Source organism: Paenibacillus sp. J22P15, assembly GCF_056269345.1.
Genome location: NZ_JBWDNT010000008.1, coordinates 175,586 through 197,957, shown reverse-complemented (window position 1 = coordinate 197,957; position 22,372 = coordinate 175,586). Strand labels below are relative to the sequence as shown.

Genomic DNA, 22,372 nt, shown 5'->3' with positions numbered 1-22,372 from the left:
ATGGCGACAAGTTATGAAAATCCAGGAGGGTCCGGCAATCGAACAGGAACAGTAACTGCCACAGGTAGTCCAAGTAATATGTTTACTGGAAACCTAAATCAATTATTAGATGGACAAAACAAGACTGACGTTTATTTTGGAGGTAGCAGCCTAAATGGAAGTCAATACCTGTTATTTGATTTTAAGATTCCACGTTTGGTTGATGAAGCTATCTTCTCGAGCAGCAGCAGTGCAGCTCATGGCATATGGCAATGGTCAGGAAGCAATGACGGGGTGGTTTTTCAAAATATAGGTTCATCATTTACGCTTCGTAGCGGACCAGATGCTTCTCCGAGTCCAATCACTGCCTTGAATGGGAATACGAATAAATATCGTTATTACAAAATGACAGGATTAAGTGGTTCGACCAGCAGCAGCTCTTTTCTCCATGAAATGAAATTCAAAATTGATATTCCTGTTATAAACAAGTATCTCTTCCAAGATGGAAACGATATAAAGAAATATGCTGCTGGATATACCAGCCTTATTCCTCCGATGACAAGTAATAAGTCAGGTATTATTGAGGTATCCGCATTAAGCTTGGGTGGCGGGATTCAGGCCTTCCACGCCTTTGACGGAATATCACTTGATGTAGTTAAGGGGTATTGGGGGTCAGCGTCTGATGGATTCTTTGGTTGGTTGAAAGTCGATTTCGGTGAGCAAAAGATAGTGGAGAAATATGAGTTGCAACCAAGAGCTCCAGGAACTACCCCTGCACAAGAAGCGCCAAAGAATTGGACATTTGAGGGTTCGAATACAGGAAACTTCACAGGAGAGCAAGTCATTCTCGACACTAGAATAGACCAAGCTCTAGTTGGGTTCAGAGAGTTTGAAATCTCTAATCCACAGTCCTTCCGTTATTATAGAATAAATGTAGCAGCCGTCTATTACTCTGGTGCAAGAAGCACAACCATTGGCGAGTTAAAGTTGTTTCAAAAAAATGAGCCTTGGATTATCGTTGGACAAGCGCCTGTAACTAAGGACATGTTTGATGCGCACGGCATGACCGATCTGCCTACTATGGACAATGCAGCTTTTCAAGCATTAATCTCTGAATCACCAGAGTTATTGTGTTGGACAGATGAAGTTGTAACGACCACTTACACGAGTGACATTACACCAATCATGACAGGATCCAATACGCCATCTCCTTATGTTGTCACAGCCGATGCTTTTGCGGGAGCGGGCAACGATCCATGGAGAGTCTTTGACGGCGACTCTACTTCAACTACTTACTATTGGGCTACATTTGCTGCACGACCTGCTGGCGGTCACTGGATCAAGTTTGACTTTGGATCAGGTAATGCGAGAAAAGTGCGAAAAATGATGATAAGAAGCGCGGAGTCAACGTGGTATCATGCAAAGAATTGGGAACTATATGGTTCTAATGACGACGCTAGTTGGACCAAAATTACATCTGGGACACAAGCGAGCAATCTTAATAAGCAAGAATATACGTTTGCAAATGCAGTGGCCTATCGCTATTACCGCTTAAATCTATTAGATAACTATCATGCGACGGATACACAAGCTAGTGGACTAAGTGAAGTGGAGTTTATGGAGCTGCAATCGGAGACTTCTCCATCCCGCACCATGAACACTATTGCTATTCCTAACAATAAACTTGTTCTTCCAGTAGGGGACTTAACAGTAGGGGCAGTCGACAGCATAAAATTGGATACCACAAGGCAAGGGATTCTAAATGCTGTTCAGCGTATGACTGCAAGTAATGTGCCAGTTCCTTTTGTAGTCTCTGCATCCAATGAATCGAGCAGCACTTATGCTGCATGGAAAGCGTTTGATGGCATTGCAGATAATAGTACAACCTATTGGACTACAGCATCTGGCACTAAAACCGGTTGGCTAAAATTGGATTTTGGATCCCCTAAGATTATCAATCGCTATGTGATTAAAGATCGTGTGCCAGGTGGAAGTAGTGGTACGCCTAAGTCGTGGACTTTTGAAGGAAGTAGCGATAACACGAACTGGACTATTTTGGACACGCAGACTGGACAAGGTTGGAATGCAAGCACAGGTGTAAGATCATTCTCTTTCTATAATGCAACGAGTTATCGATACTATCGATTAAACGTATCTGAGAATAACGGAGCTAATAATTTGGACGTTGGGGAATTAGAGATGTATGAAATGCCATCATCAGATATCAAAGTCCTTGTAAGCGGAGATAGCGGAGTGACATGGAAAGGACAAGACATGACTTCGGTGGATGTAGCGAATCTACCTCAAGTCAAGGAGAAGGGATTCTCGCCAGCACAAATAAACGCACTGACCAAGATCGATTGGGAGTCTATTCTGACAGCAGGCAAAGTTCGCTTCGCCTTCTATCTGGAGCAAGACAAATCCACAGATATTGTCACCGTAGACAAGCTTACGGTAAATGAAATGACGTATACGATGACACCGAGTATTGAAAGCCTATCGGTCTTGTATAATTTACTTGCACCAGCTACTCCGCAGTACTCTGTCTCTCGTGATGATGGGGTTACATGGATGGAAGTAAAGCCGGATCAGTTGGCAAAGCTAGATACCCTACCAGACGGCCGGAGTCTGCGAGTGAAAGCAGTATTAAGAGATGGTCAAGAGCTTCACGGACTATCATACTCTTGGATATAGGAGGAATCGATATGGATGTAATAAGCTATGGAGCTGCAAATCAAGCAGCAAAAAGTGAAAAGCAGACTAGAACAAATGTGCTGGGGGCTGGCGTTGAGGGGTCAGCCTCCAGCGTCAGAGAGCGCATTGATGATCTAGATGCATCGCTGGATAGGGTGGTAGCCAAGGCCAATAAGCTTATAGTGAATGATGCCATCAATATCATGAAAGCTAATGCTAAGCTGAATGTCGTAGCAAAGACAATGCGATACAGGCATCAGAACATGGTGTTCGAGGACTTCTTGGATGCTAGTGGGATTGATGCCGCCAAGAGCAGCGGATACACACTTGATACAATCAATGGATTGGTTAAGGCAAGTGGATCAGGCAGCTATACAATTGTTACGACACAAGAAGTAGCAGATGCGATAGTTGAAAAGGCCGTCCTTGTTGTTGAAAAAGAAGTGATCACTGGCTTTCAGGATATTGTTCCTAAAATGACATCTGGCACCACCCCGGCCCCTTATAGTACATTGGGTTCAAATGGTGCAAGCAGCACCTTTCCGTGGATGATTTTTGATAAGTCCCCCGCCAGCAGCTACCAATCGGCCCAAAAGTACATGACTCCTGGCATCGATTTGGGTGCGGGGAATAAAAAAACAGTCTTCAAATATGCGGTAAGCGTAAATAATACAGCAAAAGCGCCCAAAACATGGGAGCTTAAAGGCTCGAATGATAAAGCAACTTGGGTTGCTGTTGACATCCGATCCAATCAGACAGGATGGATCGTCGATCAAAAGCGGGAGTATGACGTACAAACCCCTGGATCGTATCAGTATTATATGCTTGATGTCTCAGATTCAAATAATAGTTTATCCAGTCAGGTGAACGAATTAGAGCTTTACGAAGCATCGGACGTAGGAGATGTGGAAGAGGAGTATTATATATCTCGTGATGGAGGAGTCACCTTTGAGAAGATAACTCCTGAAACCTTGTTTTATTTTACAGCAAAGTCACCAGTTGAAAAAAAGATTGTCCTAAAGGCTGTACTGCCACCTAGCGTAAAGCAATTAAGCTACGGACTCACTTGGACTTAATTTTATAGTCCTATTGAACTATATGACGTATAGTATTATAATAAAGCAAGGCATTACAAAATGTGACAAATTGGTATTGTAACTCAATCATATTACTCAACTATAAGGAGGCGATTCGCTATGGCAAGAGAGCGAGTTAGCTTAGTTTCAGACGAGGTGCAGCGCGAAACCATTATTCGAGCGCAAATCGCTTCAGGTGAAATGACACCAGAGATTTTTGCGGCACTTGATCCGGAAGATAAGATTATCGTTAATGAAATTCTGTTCAAAATAGCGTCTGAAAAAATAGAGCCGAATCAGGGCATATCTGCAATTGAGTTCATCTTGTTTGCCTTCATGAGAATCACGAAGAAGAGGATGAATGGCATGAGCGTGACTGCTGAAGATATGGAGATCGAGTCTATGCTGGATTCGATCTTGGGTCTTCATGAAATCACGAATGGCGAAAAGCCAAAAGAAGAGTGGTTGTTTGATTACCTTGGGTATGCCTATGTGAAATCTAGCGAGTTTCTAGAAAATCGCAAGGAGCATATTGAGCGAAAGAAAGAGGCAATCGGACAAGTCTAATGGTTTGTTCTGAAATTGTCGATGCTGCCTACAACCACATCGACATAGATCTACTGGCAGAGCGGGATCCGGGCGATGTAACACCTGCCGACTTTGCCAGTAGCAATAAGCTTTACCAAATATTCTAATGGGAGTGAAGTTCAATGTTTTTGGAATCCAATCAGTCTCTTCCAATCATCGCAACTGCAAGTGATCTTCTTGCACCAGCACAAGTCCTGAACCTTGCCTACACAGTTCAACAGGGCAAAGTAATCCTGACTTGGGATCCGGTATCAAAAGACGCCAATGATGAAGTACTAAACGACTTGGCTGGTTACCGTGTATACCGCAAAGCAGTGCTTGGTGATTCATTCGCAGTAATCGCAACAGTTGCAGCAACAACAGGCTCGCAGGTTACAACGCATGAAGATACAACGATGCTAGATGGTGCAAGCTACATCTACGCTGTATCTGCAATCGACGATGAAACTACGCCAAATGAAGGCGCACTGTCTGCTAACCTTTCTGCAAAAACAATTCCTTCTGTACCTGGAAATGTGGCAGCAACTTCTGGCGATGGAAACATCCGTATTTCGTGGGATGCTGTTACTGACGGCGGAACTCCGAAGAAGAACGAAAACCTTGCTGGCTACCGCGTATACCGCAAGCTGACTTCCGATGGTGGCGCACACACCTTCCTTGGTCAAGTCGCTGCAGGTGTTAACTTGTACGATGATGCAACTGTCGCAAATGGATCAGAATACAGCTACTCTGTCACAGCAATCGACAACACGCTGTAATATGAACCACCAAAGAGCATTTCAGCCCATCAGGTTGAAATGCTCTTTATTTATGTCCGCCTTCTGATATAATAGTTTGTAACGCCTTGCAATAACAAATAGGTAAAGGAGCGGATTGTTTTGAGCTACATAACCGATCTTGGCGAGCTGTATCTTTCCAGCGAAAGGCCAGTTACGTCGTCGCGCAGCATTAGGGCAGACATCCAAGACAAGCCCGTCTTCTTAGAAGATAGTAGCTATGCCCACTATCATCCAACAGCGATGCAGTATGTCGTAGACCTCGATGGCTCAGGAAGCACGGATGTGGTTTTTCGATTCACAAACTTCATGACAGCTGTTGAAGTTAGGCACGCTGTCATTTGCATCTACGATGGAGTTAGTCTTTGGCGACAGCTGGATACGCATTTTGATGAAGAGAAAAGAACCTTGAGCTCCACCATGATAACCAGTGGATCTAGCATAATCGGCATCTTCATGAATCATTACTGGTACTCATCCTACACGCAGAGCATGGCTGATGAGTTTCCGACATGGACAGCGATCAGACAAAGCAGAGATAGTACTGGTCAGCAGTTCTTGAATCACTTTGGCATGTCACTGGATGAAGCGAAAGGCATGCTTGACGACATCAGGGATCAGAAGTTCATTGATGAAGTGGATGAAAGAATACTCGACTGGATCTATGTGTACGATCTGCCAAGCATCGATTCCAGTGACACACTGGAGATTACAAACACAGACGGTCCGCTGACAATCGTTACAACACTTCGAGAGTTCTTCTATAATCACGCAGGGGCATCCGGCATCATCGACTATGAGAGGCGCAGGCTATATGCCTTAAAGCAGTTTGGCCCTATAGATGTCAATGTAACGACATACGGGAATCGGCAGCAGTTTCGAAGTGAGGGGCGACCACATCACTTATGGAATGCCTTTGACGAGTTCGGATCACTTTGCGGCACACCTCGCCTCTATCTAGAGAAGAATGACAACTATAGGGAACGTATTAAAGATGTGTTTAGGTACGTTTCTAACTCAGGTGATATCGGATTAACTTATGCCATTGGCAGAGAGCTGAATCTTATCAAGCGCGTTACCTGGCTGGACGATACTAAAATGCTTTGCCTTCGTGGAGCCTATCTCGATCCACGGACAGTTCGCGTAGATGGCACTTCGATTCCGCCAAACGTGATGTCGGTCGACGAGTATGGACACCTATTGATTCAGCCACTAAATCAAAAGACAACGCACACGGTCACAGTCATCAAAGGCATTCAGAAATATGAACTCCATAATAAAGAAGATCAAACATTACATAGCATGATGTTTGAAGAAGATGGACAAGCCAGCCCGAAGTTAATGGAGTGGGTGAACTACATCAATCAAGTGGCTCCAGTTATGTGGGGAGACGTAAACTGGGATGAGGGATTCTGGGATACGATCGACAAGAGCCTTACCGGTCTCGGCTACCTGCCAAACATTTGGGACTCTGACATCTCGACATGGAAGAACTATAAGTTGAAATTAGACATGCGGAGGAGTGAAAGCGTATGGGGATCCTAAATTACGATTATAAAATCAAAGCCGGCATCGTGCCAATCATCACTCTAAATTTCGAATACGAGATCTACATGGATGTCGAGTATGGTGCGGGTCGAAAAAATGAATTGGCTTATGAAGGATTAGGTTGGGTTGACACAACAACAGGCAGCGTAGAAAGCCACCGCGTACTGACGGATGAATCTGTGCTGGAGTTATGCCGAGCAGAGTACGAAAATCTCCTTGCATTTCATCCAGAAGCCATCCTTCATGGATACGTTTTGAGATCCAGAGATCCGCAGGTGCAGATGATGTGTCTTATGGCAGACGGCAGCTCATCTCCGATTGCGTGGAGCAGCAGCCTGATGCGTCCGGAGATCGAAGTGGAAACCGATTGGATTCGCGGCCCGCAACTAAATGATGAACTAGTCAAAGACAGCAGTTCACGCATTCCGCTTTATGAAGGAATGATTGATGACATCCTGATTCGCAATGCAACCATTCCACTGCCACAAGAATGCATGATCACTTCCGTTCATGTTGTTTTCAGTGACGCCAGGATTGTCGCTGAGCTCGAGGAGCGTATTTATGTATACGCTATTCAAGGGGTGCAAGAAGTTATTCGTGAGGCATCAGCAAGCAGCGGAAGCATTCACGTTGTCCGAGGCATGACAGGATTGTTGTCTCTTCAAATTGAATCGTCTCTGCCATCTGGCGTTCAGCCGGATCTCATTCATTGGACACTGGATGAGAGTATTGCTACGGCATCGCTTGAATCAGATAACAAAATTCTGATTACCGGCATTGCAGAGGGCGAAGCTGCTATGCAAATCACTTACAATGGGCGAAATCTCGATCTGGTTACAGTCACGGTCGATCGTCCAAAGGGCCGAATCGAAATTGTGCGGGAAAAGGAACGATTCTTTGTCGGGGATCCTGCTGTCATTCATATTGAAGCGTCTTATGAAAATGATGAGCGATTCGAAATAAATGCCACAAGCCTGGAGATCGTGTCGGGTGCAGCGGTCATAGAGAAGATTAATGAGCTAAGTTATCGCATCACACCGGAGGCTCATGAGGTACTGGAGCTATCTCTATTCGTAGACGGTGAGCATGATGAGATAGATACAACTGTAAAGATAGCGACTTGGAAGAAACAACTGACCCGCTTCCATACAGTGCCAGAGAAGATATCCCTGCTGGCCAATGATAAAGCATCCGTACAGGTTTTCTATCAGCCACTTTATAAAGACATGGGTCACAGCGACGATGATATCAAGTGGAGCATCATTGAAGGATCAGAACTAGCCGAGGTAGATTCATATTCTGGGAAAAGCATTCAGGTGTGGGCTGCCAAAAAAGGTCGTGTCGTTCTTCGGGCCGAAGCTTATGGTGACTATTGCGATACAGTCATCGAGGTGTCTGGAGAAGCTGAACGTGTGCTTCGGCTTATTCCTGAGTCAGTGTCTATTGCACCAGGTGATGTGAAGACAATCTACGCACAGGTCTTGAATGGAGACTCGCCACGGGTGACTTGGGGTGTGCCAGATAACGGAATAGTTAAGGTCATTAAGCAAAGCGATTCCTATATTCAAATCGAGGGTATTGTGAACGGCTCGGTAAGCATATCCGCACAAGACGGGGAGCTTACACAGCAGGCTGCGGTCGAAGTCAATGAGACAATGATTACGAGCTTCGTGCCGATGTCTGCTAATGTTGACGCTGGATGGGTTCACGAAGATACAGGAGAGCAGTGGCAGGATTCAAAATATGAAAACAACTACGTGGACGGAAAAGGATTCTCTACGCTACTGTATCCAAAGGTAAGTGGTGGCCCTGAGGAAATACCAGCCTTCCATTCTGGTATCGGAGATCAAGATGACCTCATGGTGAAGAAACCTGATGCTGAGAATATGGTTCTTCCGTTTAAGTATGCAGCTCGCATGCGCGGAAAGAAGCGGCATTCGATTATGATCTATCCAGAGATTAAATTTCAGTACAGCATTCAGGTTCGAGGTGACCTGTATCTTACCTATAATGAGTCCCGATTCAAGGTCGGCATCGATGCCTATCCAGCTAAGGCATTCAAATATAAGATTGAAGAAGTGGTGAAGGTTCCAGAGACGCGATCATTTGAAATGAAGATGGTTATCGAGGGCGAAGTCCCACAGAAGAATCTCGAATATGCTGTTGATTGGAATGCAAGTGTCGAGAAGGAGGATTTCGGGGATGCAAAAGACCTCTTTACATCCAGCGCAGGAACTTACATTGGAGCAGGATCCCAAGATGTATGGAAGCTGAATGCTAATGGGTATGTTTATGAGACAGCAAACCGTAGCTTGTTCAGCGGTGTTATGGCCAACAAATATAAAGACTGGACGCACTATGAAGCAGAGTTTGACTTCAAGCCCATTCATGCCTCTAATGATGCAGGAATGCTTCGCTTTATTAATGGTAAGTGGGTTGTCGATAATGGTGCGGATGATGATATCGTAGGTCTGATTTTCAAAGCAAAGAGTCCTAAGGATTTCTACGTGATGTTGTGGGAGAGTAATGAACGAATCAAAAACTCTTACCGAGCTGGCGACAATCTAGAGGGTTTTGATATCTCCAGTACAACGATGTGGGATACGCGTGTTGTTAAATCAAGTCCAACTTATACGGCAAGTGACTCCATGTGGAATTTATATGAAACCGGTACAGGATGGAAAAAACAACATCGCCGCATCTACAAGGTGACGAATGGTAAAATGACACGCGTCAACGTAAATGAACTGGCCGGAGGTAATGGATGGGCACTCGATGGCATGCACTCTGTGCGAGTCCGATCCATGGGCAAGCACACTGAGATCGCCATTAAGCATCCAGATGAAATCTATGAACCATCTGCAAAATGGTATCCTATCTTCGTTTTCGAAACCGAATGGAGTTCAGGAAGCTTTGGGATGGCGACCATATCGCAAGCCGTTGAGTTTCATGCGGTCCGTGTAAGGAAGTGGGAGGAGCTTGAGGGCCGCGTTCCTGAAACAGGCTGGAGTGCTTTTAACGGGGTCGGATCAAAGGAAATTTCCGCTAAGGGAAGCGCCTATGTGGATGCCAGCGTAAAAGCAAAATTAGATATACCAAGTCGCAAATATATCATTAATACAGTCAGTGGCATTGTTAAAGATAGTTCTGCCGGAAAGATTGAAGCGAGCAGAGACGCAAAGATTATTGTTACAAACTACAATCCCGCCAATGCCGGACAGTTTGTTAAGACTACCTTCCTTAAAGGTGGAGCATTCTCGGTAACGCCTGATCACATTAGTGAAGCATCAGCAGGTGTAGTGTTTAACAACATCAAAGACTTCTTCAAGGAAGAGATTACAAAATTCAAGTCGGATAACCCATCGCTTGCCAGCGTGGAGCCGACATATACTTTGGTTGCGCCAGCCGATGGTGGAGAGAGCAAATATGATGGCACCAAGCTAATCATGTGGAAGTCGGAGCCAACAACCATTCATACAGAAAAGGACTTTGAGACAAAGGTTCATGCCTATGAAGGCTGGATCGCAGCGGCGGATCTCAAGGGTTTCACCGGTGGTAACTGGGCCACATACACCATTACATTCACGGATAATGTTGGCACAATCAACGAGAAGTACGATGCATGGAAGTGGCAACTCTCTGGTGTTGTAAATGAACACACGAAGACAAACGATGTGCTTCTAATTAAGACGACCGAATGGTATAGGGGCACGTTCCCTGCCGACATCATAGCGGAAGGCACAGTTACGAGTGATACTATTGTCTATGTCGACATCCCACCTAATCATGAACACTATGTGGAGCCTTATACAGGAGAGCCAATGCCGGCGATATTTGATGACGTTAATTATCTGCTGCATAAATTCCCAGTTGGCAAGCAGAGCTTTACTTGGATGTACTGGGAAGGTGAGCCGAATGTGACGACAAGAAATGCTGTCGATCAAGGAGCAGCCATTAACGTCATTAATCAAGAGCCGATCATCAAGACGAATCGCCAGAATGATCGTGCAGCTGTTGTCTGCGATATTGATCCTAGATACGTGCCATGGACAAGTGGAAAATACATTGGACACGGAAAAGTAAATGGGCAGCGCCCATTCTTTGGAGAGGGTGCAGGTAAGGCCGCGCTAATCGGAGTGCCAGTCGATGTTGTATTTATACCGGACAATCTCGTGAACATCCAGCCGCCAGTTATTGAGGTGAATGACAACAGGGTCGACTTCTACTATGATGCGTTCAAGAAGACAGCAAACTTCTCATCAGAATTTAAAGATGCCTACATTTGGTTCACAGACTGGAGCACAGACTGGGTTCAGGATACTCGCGGGTTTCATGCTGATATGGCAGGCACAACAGTCATTCCTGATACAGTAACGATTGATCCAATGAGGCAAGCTGATTACGATGATTCCGTTATGATGGATTCTATGAAGGTTGAAGTTATCACGGACAATCCGTTTGTGTCGGCGTGGGTTGAAGATGAGCAGGGGGCAGAGTCAGGTTTGCTCGGCGAATACTATCAGTACCCACAGGAGACTGCCGTCCAGCGCGAAGGATTCATTGTCACTGGAGACTACCGAATGAAAGAGCAGGTATTTCTAGTGGAGCAGGAGGTCGTCGGCACGCAGGAAGATGGAGATCCGTTTAAAGAAGGATTCTTCCTTGGGATTGCACCGATAAGAGGCATGATCGATCCGCTGCAATTTAGCACTGTACACACAGTGTATGTTCCAGCAAATACGCCGAATCTATCCGTGGCTGCCTCGTTCATGATAGAGGCGGGAAATCAGTATCCAGACATGATGATTGTTGCTCCAAATAACGAGTCCTTTGGCATCCAATACAATAATGGCACTTGGTCAGCAGAGCCCATTGACACAATCACTTTTGCTGACGGAACGAATATCACATCGGCTGATCGATATCGCTACAGTGGAGATGTTTCGATTGAACACATGATCTTTGATAATCCAAGAGAAGGAAATTGGAAAATCCTTATCTATAATCAAGGCATTGTTTCAGCAGACTACGTGGTTACAACAAACATGAGTGTGACCCCACAGCAGAGCGTAGAGCTCTCCTACGCGCCAGATCCATGGAGTATAGCAGTGAAAGTTAACGGAGCTCTTGTAGTTAGCGGAACGCATTACACGGTGTCGGGAAAAATCGTTACACTAATAGATGCGACGCGGACTAGTGATTATGTGGAGGTTAGCGGGACTGCGGGTGGTCAAAAGATAGTTGATCTTCCTATGCAGAGTGAATTTGAAATGCAGGATGATCCACCTTTTACAGTCGTATCCGTTCGCAAGAATAACACAGACATTCCGATGAGCAGCATCAACGGATACACGCTCGAAGGAAAAAGCTTTAAGCTTCACGGATCCTATCTGACACCTGGAACCTATTATGTGCGATACAGCACGGGGCAGCTGGATGCAGAATATACGCTCAAGAATCCAGTCAAGCAAGGAGCATCCGTGTATCTAAACGGAGTAAAGCTAGACGACACCAAATACGTGATCAGCGGAGACCAGATTACACTAGAGCGATCACTGCTTCGATCTAAAGATTGGATTCACATACAGTCTTATGAGGTTGTTGGAGAGTTCGATTCCGACAAGGCAAACTATCTTGGACAATTTGCTTTTTCTCGCATTGATCCACAGATTAACTTTAACTGGTCTTACTACTCGCCGTTTACAGATCCACAGGCTCCGGCTGCCGAAGCATTCCAGGCCATGGAAGCGATCAGTGATAACGTAAGCTTTATCTATAATCTGGACATGGAGATTTCCTATCCCGACAGTCAGCCGATTGATGTCAGCAACTTTACAGGCACCTGGTCAAAATTCGATGAGAATATCGGAACAGATGTAGGTGACTGGCACGGTCCACCTGAACCTGGATATCCGAAAGTAACCAACCTGTACAACACAAGCTATCGATCTGGCTGGTACAACCCAGACCATTTAAACTTAGACAACTACGGCTTCTCCTTTAAAGTGCAGGAGATCGACTCTGGAGACGACGACATGTATGGTGCGCTATTCCGGTTTGATCGGGTCACGCTAAACTACTATTCCTTTGAAATGGATGCCTACGTGTCTCGAGGCGGCACGGGTGGAACTGGCGTTAACGGTATGGCTATCTACCGAAACATATGCACAAATCCTTCGCAGTATGGCGTGGCGAGACTAAACTACAGTAAGATTCGGCTCGCACATCTGCCAGAGGGGTGGACGTTTGCAGCAAGAGAAATAAATGAAATTCGAGTGAAGCTGGTCGGACGCAACATCAGAGTGTATGTGAACAATAATCTGAAGTTCGACTTCAGTGACGAGTCGCCAGATGCGATCTTGCGAGGTGCATGGGGACCGCTGACGCATTCACAGCCAAAGACTTTCTTCTGGGACTTCGAAGCATCCAAAATGAAGCTCGCTACATTTGTTCAGGACAGCAGATACAGACACGCCATCACAACCAGCGTGCAGCGACCGACAGGTGACGGAATTAAATTATCGGAAGTCAAGACGCATGATAGGACGATGGATCAAGAGTTTGAATCGGAATTAAACGACTTCTTGACAGCTCATCCGCAAATCAGCAAATCCGATCTGACAGTAAACTATAAGATCACCAGCGACAACAGTGATCATAAGACGTACTTCAGTAACGACCACACCGTTCGTGTGCTTGAACTGCAGCCACCAGGACTGGTCACGCTAAGTCCTGACGGGAAGACTTCCATTCAGCAAGCAGTTGAGCGGTTCGGCAACTTTAGTCCGTATGAGCATATTGAAGTCACCTTGGACTTGTACGCCAACTACACAGCTCACGATGTTAATGATTACGATGTTCTTACGTTTACGGCAGTGGATTGCAATGTTCAGGCGGATTTCACTGATGCCGCAATGGCCGAGTTTGTACGCGAGTTCAAGCGCCGAGGGAAGGTTATCATCTTCACGCACGATATGGGCAGCAGCACAGCGAAGCCGATTATTCGTGGACTGCTCACCGAGTTTGGATTTACAGTATCCACTGCAGCATCCAATGGAGTCACATCTGTAATCAAGCCCAAGCAGGTCGAATCATGGATGATGTACCCGTACGACATGAGTCAAGAAATGACCATAACGCCTTCGCACACAGGCCATGTGTCTGGAGGAGTACAATACTATATGTTCAGTGCCACTCCAACATTTGCTTGGTTGAAGGGAGTGGGCAATGTCTTCTTTTCGGAAGCGGGGCACTCCACCATTACTTGCGCTGGAAATTTCGTTCAGCACCTCTCAGATAATGAGATGAAGATCTGGATCAACTTAATGATGAAGGTGGCCACTTGGCGAAACGATAAAGGTCGCAAAACGTCGACAACAAACAAGGATGCCAAAGTGTATGCGGGCGTTACGATCAAGCCACTCACTGCTCCGGATCGTCCCGACTGGATGGATTATCGAGAAATAAATCAGGATTACTTTGATCCTGATATGCCAACGGACATCTATACGCCTGACAAGCCAGAGCCGTATCTTCCTGAACTGGAGATTACAGGAGACGACAATCCAAATGACGGCTTCTCAGCAACATGGAAAGGGCACATCTTTGCGCCGACAACTGGCTCCTATAAATTCTTTGCAACAAGCGATGATGGCTTTAGGCTCAAGATCAATGGGCAGGATGTCATCGAAGAATGGCGCGATAGTAATGGAAGCACCTTTACAGGATCAATAGATCTGCAGGGTGGTAAATGGTACGACATATACGCTGCCTATTACGAGAGAAGCGGGTCTGCACATATCAAGCTGGAATGGCAGGAGCCAGCCGGCAGCCGGCAGCTGATTCCAAGCCGAAACCTGACCCCGTATCTAGGGTATCAAGTGAATGCGCGTGTGCGAGAACAGACACCACTGCCATGGCATCCCATGATTCACAATGGATACTATTACTTCGAAGAGAAGGAGTATGCACTTTATGCAGGCAAGGTTCGGCATGTAAAAACACCGGTTGACCATCAGATCTTGATTCAGCCGCGTCCGCAACAGGGAGCCGCAATCATCGTTCGAGACAATGAAGGAAACAACTTGCGAAAGACTAGCTTCTATGAAGAAGTCTTTAGTGAAGATGGTGATTTAGTATCTGTTCAGCCAACACTCTATTACACCGATCAGATGAATGGAAATGGATTTGCCAAATACTATTTAGCCTATCGTGATGTTGATCCTAACACATTGTCAGTCATTTTGAATGGTGTTACAATATCGACAGATAAGTATCTTCTTGATCCCGAATCATCCAGTGTTTCCTTCTTGAGCGCAATTGGGATCACAGACGAAATCATATTCCGATACATCCCAATGTACAGCTACTACATCGATATGAATCATGATGTAGTAAGCGATGTGGCTCATGTCGTACTGCACAGCAACTACGATCCTGAGCGGATGACGGATATGGAGATCATCTATGAAGGGGCTCTCGAGACACCTTTCTATCGGGCCGATGAAGTGAGCTTTAATCCAATCCTGAATCACAATCATCGTGGCTTCTTGTATCTTACAAACAAGCTGGATGAAACGGTCAAAGGGGTGGAGCTTCATATTTCACCGAAGACGCTACCAGCCAATGGCAGCAGCAAGGTGCTCGTAACTACAAAGGTTATCGATCGGTATGGTAATCCTCTGCAAAACAAGGATGTCATCATCTTCCGAGATGGCGTTCAGGTAACAGAGTTGATCACGAATCGAGCAGGAGAGGTTTACTTCTATGATCAGCCGCAGCCAGGAACAAGTCTCATGACCAAGTACCAGGCAATGTGTGATGACTTAACACATATGGCCTTGCTCAATTTCTACAAATCCGATGTGGCCAATCGATTCTTTGTCGACATGAAGACAAACAAGGCATCTGTGCTGGAGGGCAAGAATGACTCGGCAACAGTAACGATTACACTGCGGGATGAGAACTGGGTTGTTGCTGGCAATCAATCACTGCAAGTCATGATTAAAGATTCAAAAGGAATTGTGCAAAATCAGACACTTACTACAAATGTAAGTGGACAGGCGCAAGTGACCATTTCAGGTCTTAATGAAGTGGCCGGTGCTGTTACAATCGAAGCCAATTATCAGTTTGGCGTCGAAGATATCAGTAGCTTTATTTTCATCAAAGTAATTGGGGCGTAATGCCCCTCTTGCTTTTTACATACCACAAAGGAGGAGATTATCGCGTGATAGATTTTTCATATCGCATCAGCTGCATTATCAGTGTGCCGTCTGAAGAGCTTTTAGCTCACGCCTTTCATATCGAAAGAAAACGGGTAACGATTAACGACACTTACAATCGACCGACAGCTTCACTTGCACTGGAGGATGGCCTTTCTGTAGGCGAGTTGTTTGAGCCATTGATTCAGGCGTACGCAGACGAGTATGGTATTATGCGAAGCAGCATTGTGATCAATAAGTATCTGACTGCATCCGGCAGCCCAGATGTCATGGTCTCGTTTTGGGATGGATCTAATGAGGATAAGTTTGAAACAAGCGTATCTGCCATGAAGACCATTGCCTACAAGAAAGAAAAAGTAAATCTAGGCTACGGACTTGAGATCTACGAATACATCTCCAAGCTGCCCAACAATACCTTTGCGCTTCGTGTAGGAACACGGGTGCCGGCCGGTGACGTCAACCTTGCCTATGTGCATACACCAAGGCTCGATGCAGAGGAAAACATCTCTATGATCGATACAGCCTATGTTAACGAAAATGTCATTCCATCGGATCAGATCGAATCCATCGTCGTTCCAGATGAAAATGGCGTACTGTCCTATGTGGATGTACTCGGGCCCGATCAGCCGATCGTCAAGAGGCCACCCTACGACCGATTCCCTTCCAAGAACATTAATCTCACGCGGAGATTTGCAGGTGGCAGTGGCGTGCTGGAGTCCGCCTTGTTCTATAAGATGGACCTGAAATACCATTATGATTCCACGGCTGGTGAGCCTGGAAAAGTCGTTCGATACGGTGGAAATCAAATTCAAGTTACAGACGAGAACGGAAACAATTTGCCAGACACATTCAAGTATCGAATCTTTGTGCAAGCGTCTGATATTAATCCTAAAATATACTGGGTGAAAATTTACCTGCAATTCAATACGGGAGAGATTGATACATTCAAGGTTCGTTACAATCATGTTGATCGCCCAGTTGAAGACAGCCTACTCAAGAGCGTCAATAAGACCGTGGAGCTTTACGGAAACGTAACCAATCAAGACTCGGGCAATGATGGACGTGTGAAGGATGTTTATGTTGAGGGAGGAAAGCTTCGCATTATCAATGGTGTAAGTGGATATGAAGAGTCTTCTCTTGCAAGCGTTCGGGCAGCAGATGGCACGCAGGAAATCTATGCTATTGAAGAGCATCCAGACCGAGACGGGTACCGAATCACCGTGCCGCAAAAATCAATGCGAGACCCTCGGCCGCTTAACATGTTCAATCATAAAGTATCTGCCTCGTTTACAGACGGAGAGGGAAAGCAGCAGAAAATTACATTTGGCTACGTGACGGACTGGGTGCTGAACAAAGAAGCACTCATCGATCATGAAAAGCTAGACTACGAAGAAGATAAGAAAATGATTGGACTTCGCATCGGCAACGGATTTGCCAGCGGGCGAGATATGATCACAATGATGCTTCCGATCACAACACCAAGCTTGCCGCCTGATGCTGTATTTGAAATTAGAGATGCTTCCGGCACGTTGCTCTATACGACAACAAACAGCTCTGACAATAGTCTGATTGTGACAAGCGAGAACGAATCTGGCAGCGATATTCCTACGGCCGTTGCAGTGAATGCCGCGAAGCCTTGGGATGGAGTGAGTGCTGGGAATGTTCGAATCAAAAGTAATCCGATCCCGCACATAGCAACGATCTTCCCTGAGCAACAGAAAAGCGAGTATGACTTTACCTGGGAGGCATCCGGTCAAGGTGAAACAACCACATCCCTTTCTTATCAATCCGAATGGCGAGTCTGTCAGGATGTTCGCATCGTAGAAGAGAATAACACAACGGCCATTCAGGCATTTGAAGGATGGGACTTTATCGGCACGAGTGCGACCAGGGGGAGGTGGACATACAGCAAATCAACTGACGAGCTGCAGTGCACCATGAACGCCATTGAGGTAAGTGGATATTACAATGGCACTCATAACAGCAAGAAAGACTATATCTTCTCATCTTGTGTTCGCATCACAGATCCAGGTGACGATGATTTAATCGGACTCCTATTCCGCATACAAGACAGTAATCATTATTATATTTTCGTGTGGGAGAAAGAGCAGCTTCTGGAGCGTCCCGATCCAGTGACAGGAAATGGCGTTGGCCGCGTTCTTATCGGTCCTCGTGGCGTATCAGCAGCAATGTTCTATGATAAGTCTCTTGGACACACGCAGGATAATGTAAACAAAGCATACGAAGCGGTGTGGGACAAGTCCATTTACAAGAACAATACAGGACTGGCCCCAAACAAGGTTCGCATTTTCAAGGCATCACCATCCGACCTGCCTGCTTACAGTGACGCACTATATCCGAACTGCAGATATAAATCAGATGTAACGGGTCTTAAATTCGAAGATATTACAGATACCGTTAGCGCTTCTGCTAATCGTGGATGGGTCAAAGGAAGCCAGTACAAGATCCGGGCTGTGGTGGAAGGCTCAAGATTCGACGTCTACATTGGCACTGATACGGATGATGATGCGCTTGGCACATTGATTTGCTCAGCTAAGGATTCTTCCTACGAGACAGGATCATATGGTATGCACAATATCTCACAAGCAAATACTTTCTGGTCTAAGATGCGGTTTACTGAAATCAAAAGCACACAGGTTTGCAGTCCTTGGGAAGCTGTAACACTGACTTCTAATAATCAAGTGCAGCTCTCAAATAGATCAGCAGAGGATATCCTCAAGCCACTTGTCGACAAATACGTCATGGATACGTATGGTCAGCTCTTTAAAACCATCGTCAGCGAGCCTTACGGTATCGGCAAGGATCTAGACTTCGTAGTGTCTATTCGAAATAGTGGCGGAGGTTATGTGTGGGGGTCAACCCGAAACCCACAAGCAGGTGGAACGGTTACTGCACCATGGAAGACAAGTGATAATGATAAAAATATTCGAGGAACCGGAAAGGTGAAGCTGCTTCTTGATGGCACACTGTCTGTGACTGTAGTTCCCAATATGCTATCTCGAGCGGGTATTCCAGCAGGCGTGCTAGGATTCTCTTGGAATCGGATTTGGCAAACCAGCGGAGATGCGGTAACCCTGTCTATTGGAAGCGGAGATTCCGTTAAGGCTCTCGGAAACGTTCCACCTATCAATCCTGTGGGCAATCCATACACTATTCCAGAAGACATGATTCTCAAAAACGAGGGAATCAAGAAGATCGCCGACTTGTTTGATGCCGGAGGAATCTACGAAAAGCTGGGTATTCCATCTAGCACTCCTAAGAACCAGGTCTTGCTGCGAATTGAGCGTGGAGACGAATCGGGCAATAACAAAGAGTACCGCGTAAACTACAGGTGGCGATACCAGCAGGGGGGATTGCAGCGATTCGAAGTTGACCAAGCAAACGACGGCGTGAATCGTATGCGTGTTATAAATACACTAAAGGAAGACGGCAGCCAGCTCGACAATTTGCACATCGATCTTGTCGCATGGACGGCGTTTGAAGACCTTGAATCTATGCCCGTGCTCGCGATTAAACTTGACGACAATCGGAAGATTGAAGCAGAGAAGCCGAAGGTTGAAAACAAGAACATGGAAGTAGATAACTGGTATGTTCGAGTGAAGAACGGACGAGTGAAAAGACGAATCCGACTACCGTTTTATGAGCCAAGTGAGCAGATCCCGAGACTATATATCAGCTATCCGGATCTTGTCTCCTATGCGCCAAGGAAGACCGATGAGGTCATGGAGGTTATATTAGACTACACGACACCTGAATATACGAATCAGGAGTTCATGCGCCGGCCAGTCATGCTGGTGGAACAAGAAACCCCTATGATCCTAAATGAAAAAATGATTCAGACTCGATTTTCTCCACTTGTTTTAACAAGCGAATCTGGCATCAGCTATCTGCAAGTGCAAGCGCTGCGGATGAGCGGAACCAGGAAGCTTCGCATATCCGATGTGGATGCAAAGAAGGGAATCATTTATCTTCATGATCGGGTTCGTGATGAGGATGAGGTAGTCGTACAATACGCCTACAGGGAAGACTGGTATACCTATCGAGGCTATGACTTGGCCACGACACAGGAAGCTGTCAAAGTGGGAGAGCCAATCGAACTCCAAATCGATTACTCGGCATCCCTAGAAGCTAACGGCACACGTATAGAAGAGCAAGAAGAAGCTCCAAAGAAAAAGGCATTATTGCTTTATCAAGATGATCCATACAACTATAGTCCGACAGGTGCGTTTTCTCAGTTCTCGGATCTGCTTCGCTCCAGAGGAATGACGGTCGATAGCGATAAATGGACAACCGGCAAGGCATCTGCCTATCAAGAATATGATTTGATTGTGACGCTTTTCATGACAGATTACGTTGATCCGATATGTAAAGAAGCGCTCGCGAGCTACCTTCGGAGCGGGGGATCTGCAATTATAACTGCTGAACACAGCGGAATGCATAGTTGGAACGCAAACTTTTTGGCCATAGTGCGAGACTATCCGGATATGAGGCTGGAGCCTGCAATGATCAAAACGACATCGGGAACATTTAATCCAGCGCACTCACTATCAGAAGGGTGTACGAGCTTCAATATGACAGATGCTTCTTATTTTACATTAAGCGGATCTAGCATATTGCCGGTCGCCTATGCAAATGGATATGTGGTCGTAGCCGCTATGGAAAAGCCTGATCAACGAATCGTCTTTATGACGGATTGCAATTTCATGGATAACACCAATGGGTTTTCGAACCCAGGAAACCGTAAGATGATAGAAAATATTATTGGCTGGACTGCCCCAGAAATCATTGTGGTTAGCGACTCGAAGGTAGGCTCGTTACAGCAGAAGTTTACCGAGACACTCTACTCTGGCGAAATGATTCGTGAAGAGACGTTGCTTGTTGCAAGCATCAAGGTCCATGACGGATTCGGAGAAGAAATGAAATCATTCATCGATCTCTACACATCGAAGCCAACAAGCACGCTTACGCTTGCAGCATCTGCAGGCATTCAGTTGTCAACCTTGACTGTGAAATCATCACGCATCGTATTCAAGTCCGACGGAAAGCTGGTTGGCCAGCGTGCTGCGACTGTTGGAGATATTATCGATATCTATGCAACAGTGGTTGTTCCTATTGTTAAAGGGGAAGTCATCACAGAGAACACAAACTTTCATTTGGATCTAAATCCAAGTCCGGGGCATCAATACACAGTGGCCAAGACTGGATTCAGAGAATGGATTCCTGGCGACATGAAAGAGCGCAGTTCGTATGAGATTGCAGATCGATCATCAAATCAACTGCTGGTGAAACAGATTCACCTGTACCTAAGGCCGACAAGCATATGGATTCAAGAGGAGAGTGGGCCTCGGATCATCGACGGAACAACAAGGAATCAGTCCATCTATCACACGGATCAAGGTGAATACTTTGATATTGAAAGCAGCGAGTATGATCCGACGATGATGCGACTTGGGAAGTTCATCACACAGCCTAATGCTAGAATCGACAGTGACATGATCATTCTGGATACGCGTACGCGAGGCGGTGGACTAGATGAGATGATTGAGCGGAATGTCATCGCCCAGGTAAGCAAGGAAAGCCTTCATCACTGGGATATTGGATTCTTTGATGGTGAAGCTTACCAAGAGAATGGCGTAATCATTATCCGTTTGCCAAGAGCAATCTTGCGCAGTCCAGCGAACCCTTCTGGCTTCCATGAATCCGAAGTGCAAGCAGCCATAGCAAAGCACAAGGGGTACGGTATTCTTCCTATCATCGAATACTACGACGATGTGCCAATAGACTACAACATCATTGGTAATGATGAGTTCCTTCTAGGCAAGCACTGCGAGTTTTACAATCCACTCATGTCTAGTGGCGTATACTTCATTGAATATGACAACACAGGCACAGGAGACAACATGCTGCTCAAGATTCGTGATGATGCCAGCTATGGCGTATCCATACCAGGAGTACGATTGCAGCATAGAAGCTATCAGATCGACGTCAAAGCCAAGCTACGAAGTGGAGCAGATCCTCGCAATGCAGGGGTCGTTGTTGTCACTTATGAAGATGACACACAGGAAGTCTTGCAGCTTGGAATCATTGATTCCGCCGACTGGCTCGTACACAGGGTAACCGCCCAGTTAAGTAAGCCGGCAGCAAGGCTGGATGTTCGAGTCTGCTACGAAAATGAAGGCGCTAAAGGTGATGTGGACATTGACTACATCAAAGCAATCTCTGTGCTCACCGATTCAGATGATTTAGAAATATTTGATCTATAGTGTTTTTGTAACGCCTTGCATATGTTACAATGTGTAAGAAGACACCTTACCTCCCCAACACGCTTGCAGGCATAAAGACTTCATGCGGGGCAAAGCATGAAGGAGCAATCGGCCTCCAACTTCCGTTGACCGCAGACGGGGGCAATAAGGATAGGTTCGCGGCGGCGGGCCCGGCAGCCGAAACATTATAATGCCGGGTTTACTTA

General features: G+C 45.9%; 7 protein-coding genes. All 7 read left to right on the top strand.

Features of this window, described 5'->3' with window-relative positions; all coding sequences use genetic code 11:
• Positions 1-2,673 (top strand): discoidin domain-containing protein, encoded by a 2,673-nt coding sequence (locus tag AC0YN6_RS18545; RefSeq protein WP_475748610.1) that lies wholly within the window; start codon positions 1-3, stop codon positions 2,671-2,673.
• Positions 2,674-2,684: 11 nt separating this feature from the next.
• Positions 2,685-3,749, top strand: coding sequence for a hypothetical protein (locus AC0YN6_RS18540; RefSeq protein WP_475748609.1), 1,065 nt, complete (start codon positions 2,685-2,687; stop codon positions 3,747-3,749).
• 120 nt (positions 3,750-3,869) lie between these two features.
• On the top strand, positions 3,870-4,316 hold the full coding sequence (locus AC0YN6_RS18535) for a hypothetical protein (RefSeq protein ID WP_475748607.1): 447 nt from the start codon (positions 3,870-3,872) through the stop codon (positions 4,314-4,316).
• Positions 4,317-4,459: 143 nt separating this feature from the next.
• Entirely contained in the window at positions 4,460-5,095 is a 636-nt protein-coding gene (locus AC0YN6_RS18530; protein WP_475748606.1) for a hypothetical protein, read from the top strand.
• A 120-nt stretch (positions 5,096-5,215) separates the two neighbouring features.
• A complete protein-coding gene (locus tag AC0YN6_RS18525) occupies positions 5,216-6,658 on the top strand; it encodes a low copy number virion structural protein (RefSeq protein WP_475748605.1) in 1,443 nt (480 codons plus the stop codon).
• Entirely contained in the window at positions 6,646-15,843 is a 9,198-nt protein-coding gene (locus AC0YN6_RS18520; protein ID WP_475748604.1) for a PA14 domain-containing protein, read from the top strand. The genes AC0YN6_RS18525 and AC0YN6_RS18520 overlap by 13 nt, the downstream gene beginning before the upstream one ends.
• Positions 15,844-15,887: 44 nt before the next feature.
• On the top strand, positions 15,888-22,166 hold the full coding sequence (locus AC0YN6_RS18515; RefSeq protein WP_475748603.1) for a hypothetical protein: 6,279 nt from the start codon (positions 15,888-15,890) through the stop codon (positions 22,164-22,166).
• The last annotated feature ends 206 nt before the right edge of the window (positions 22,167-22,372 follow it).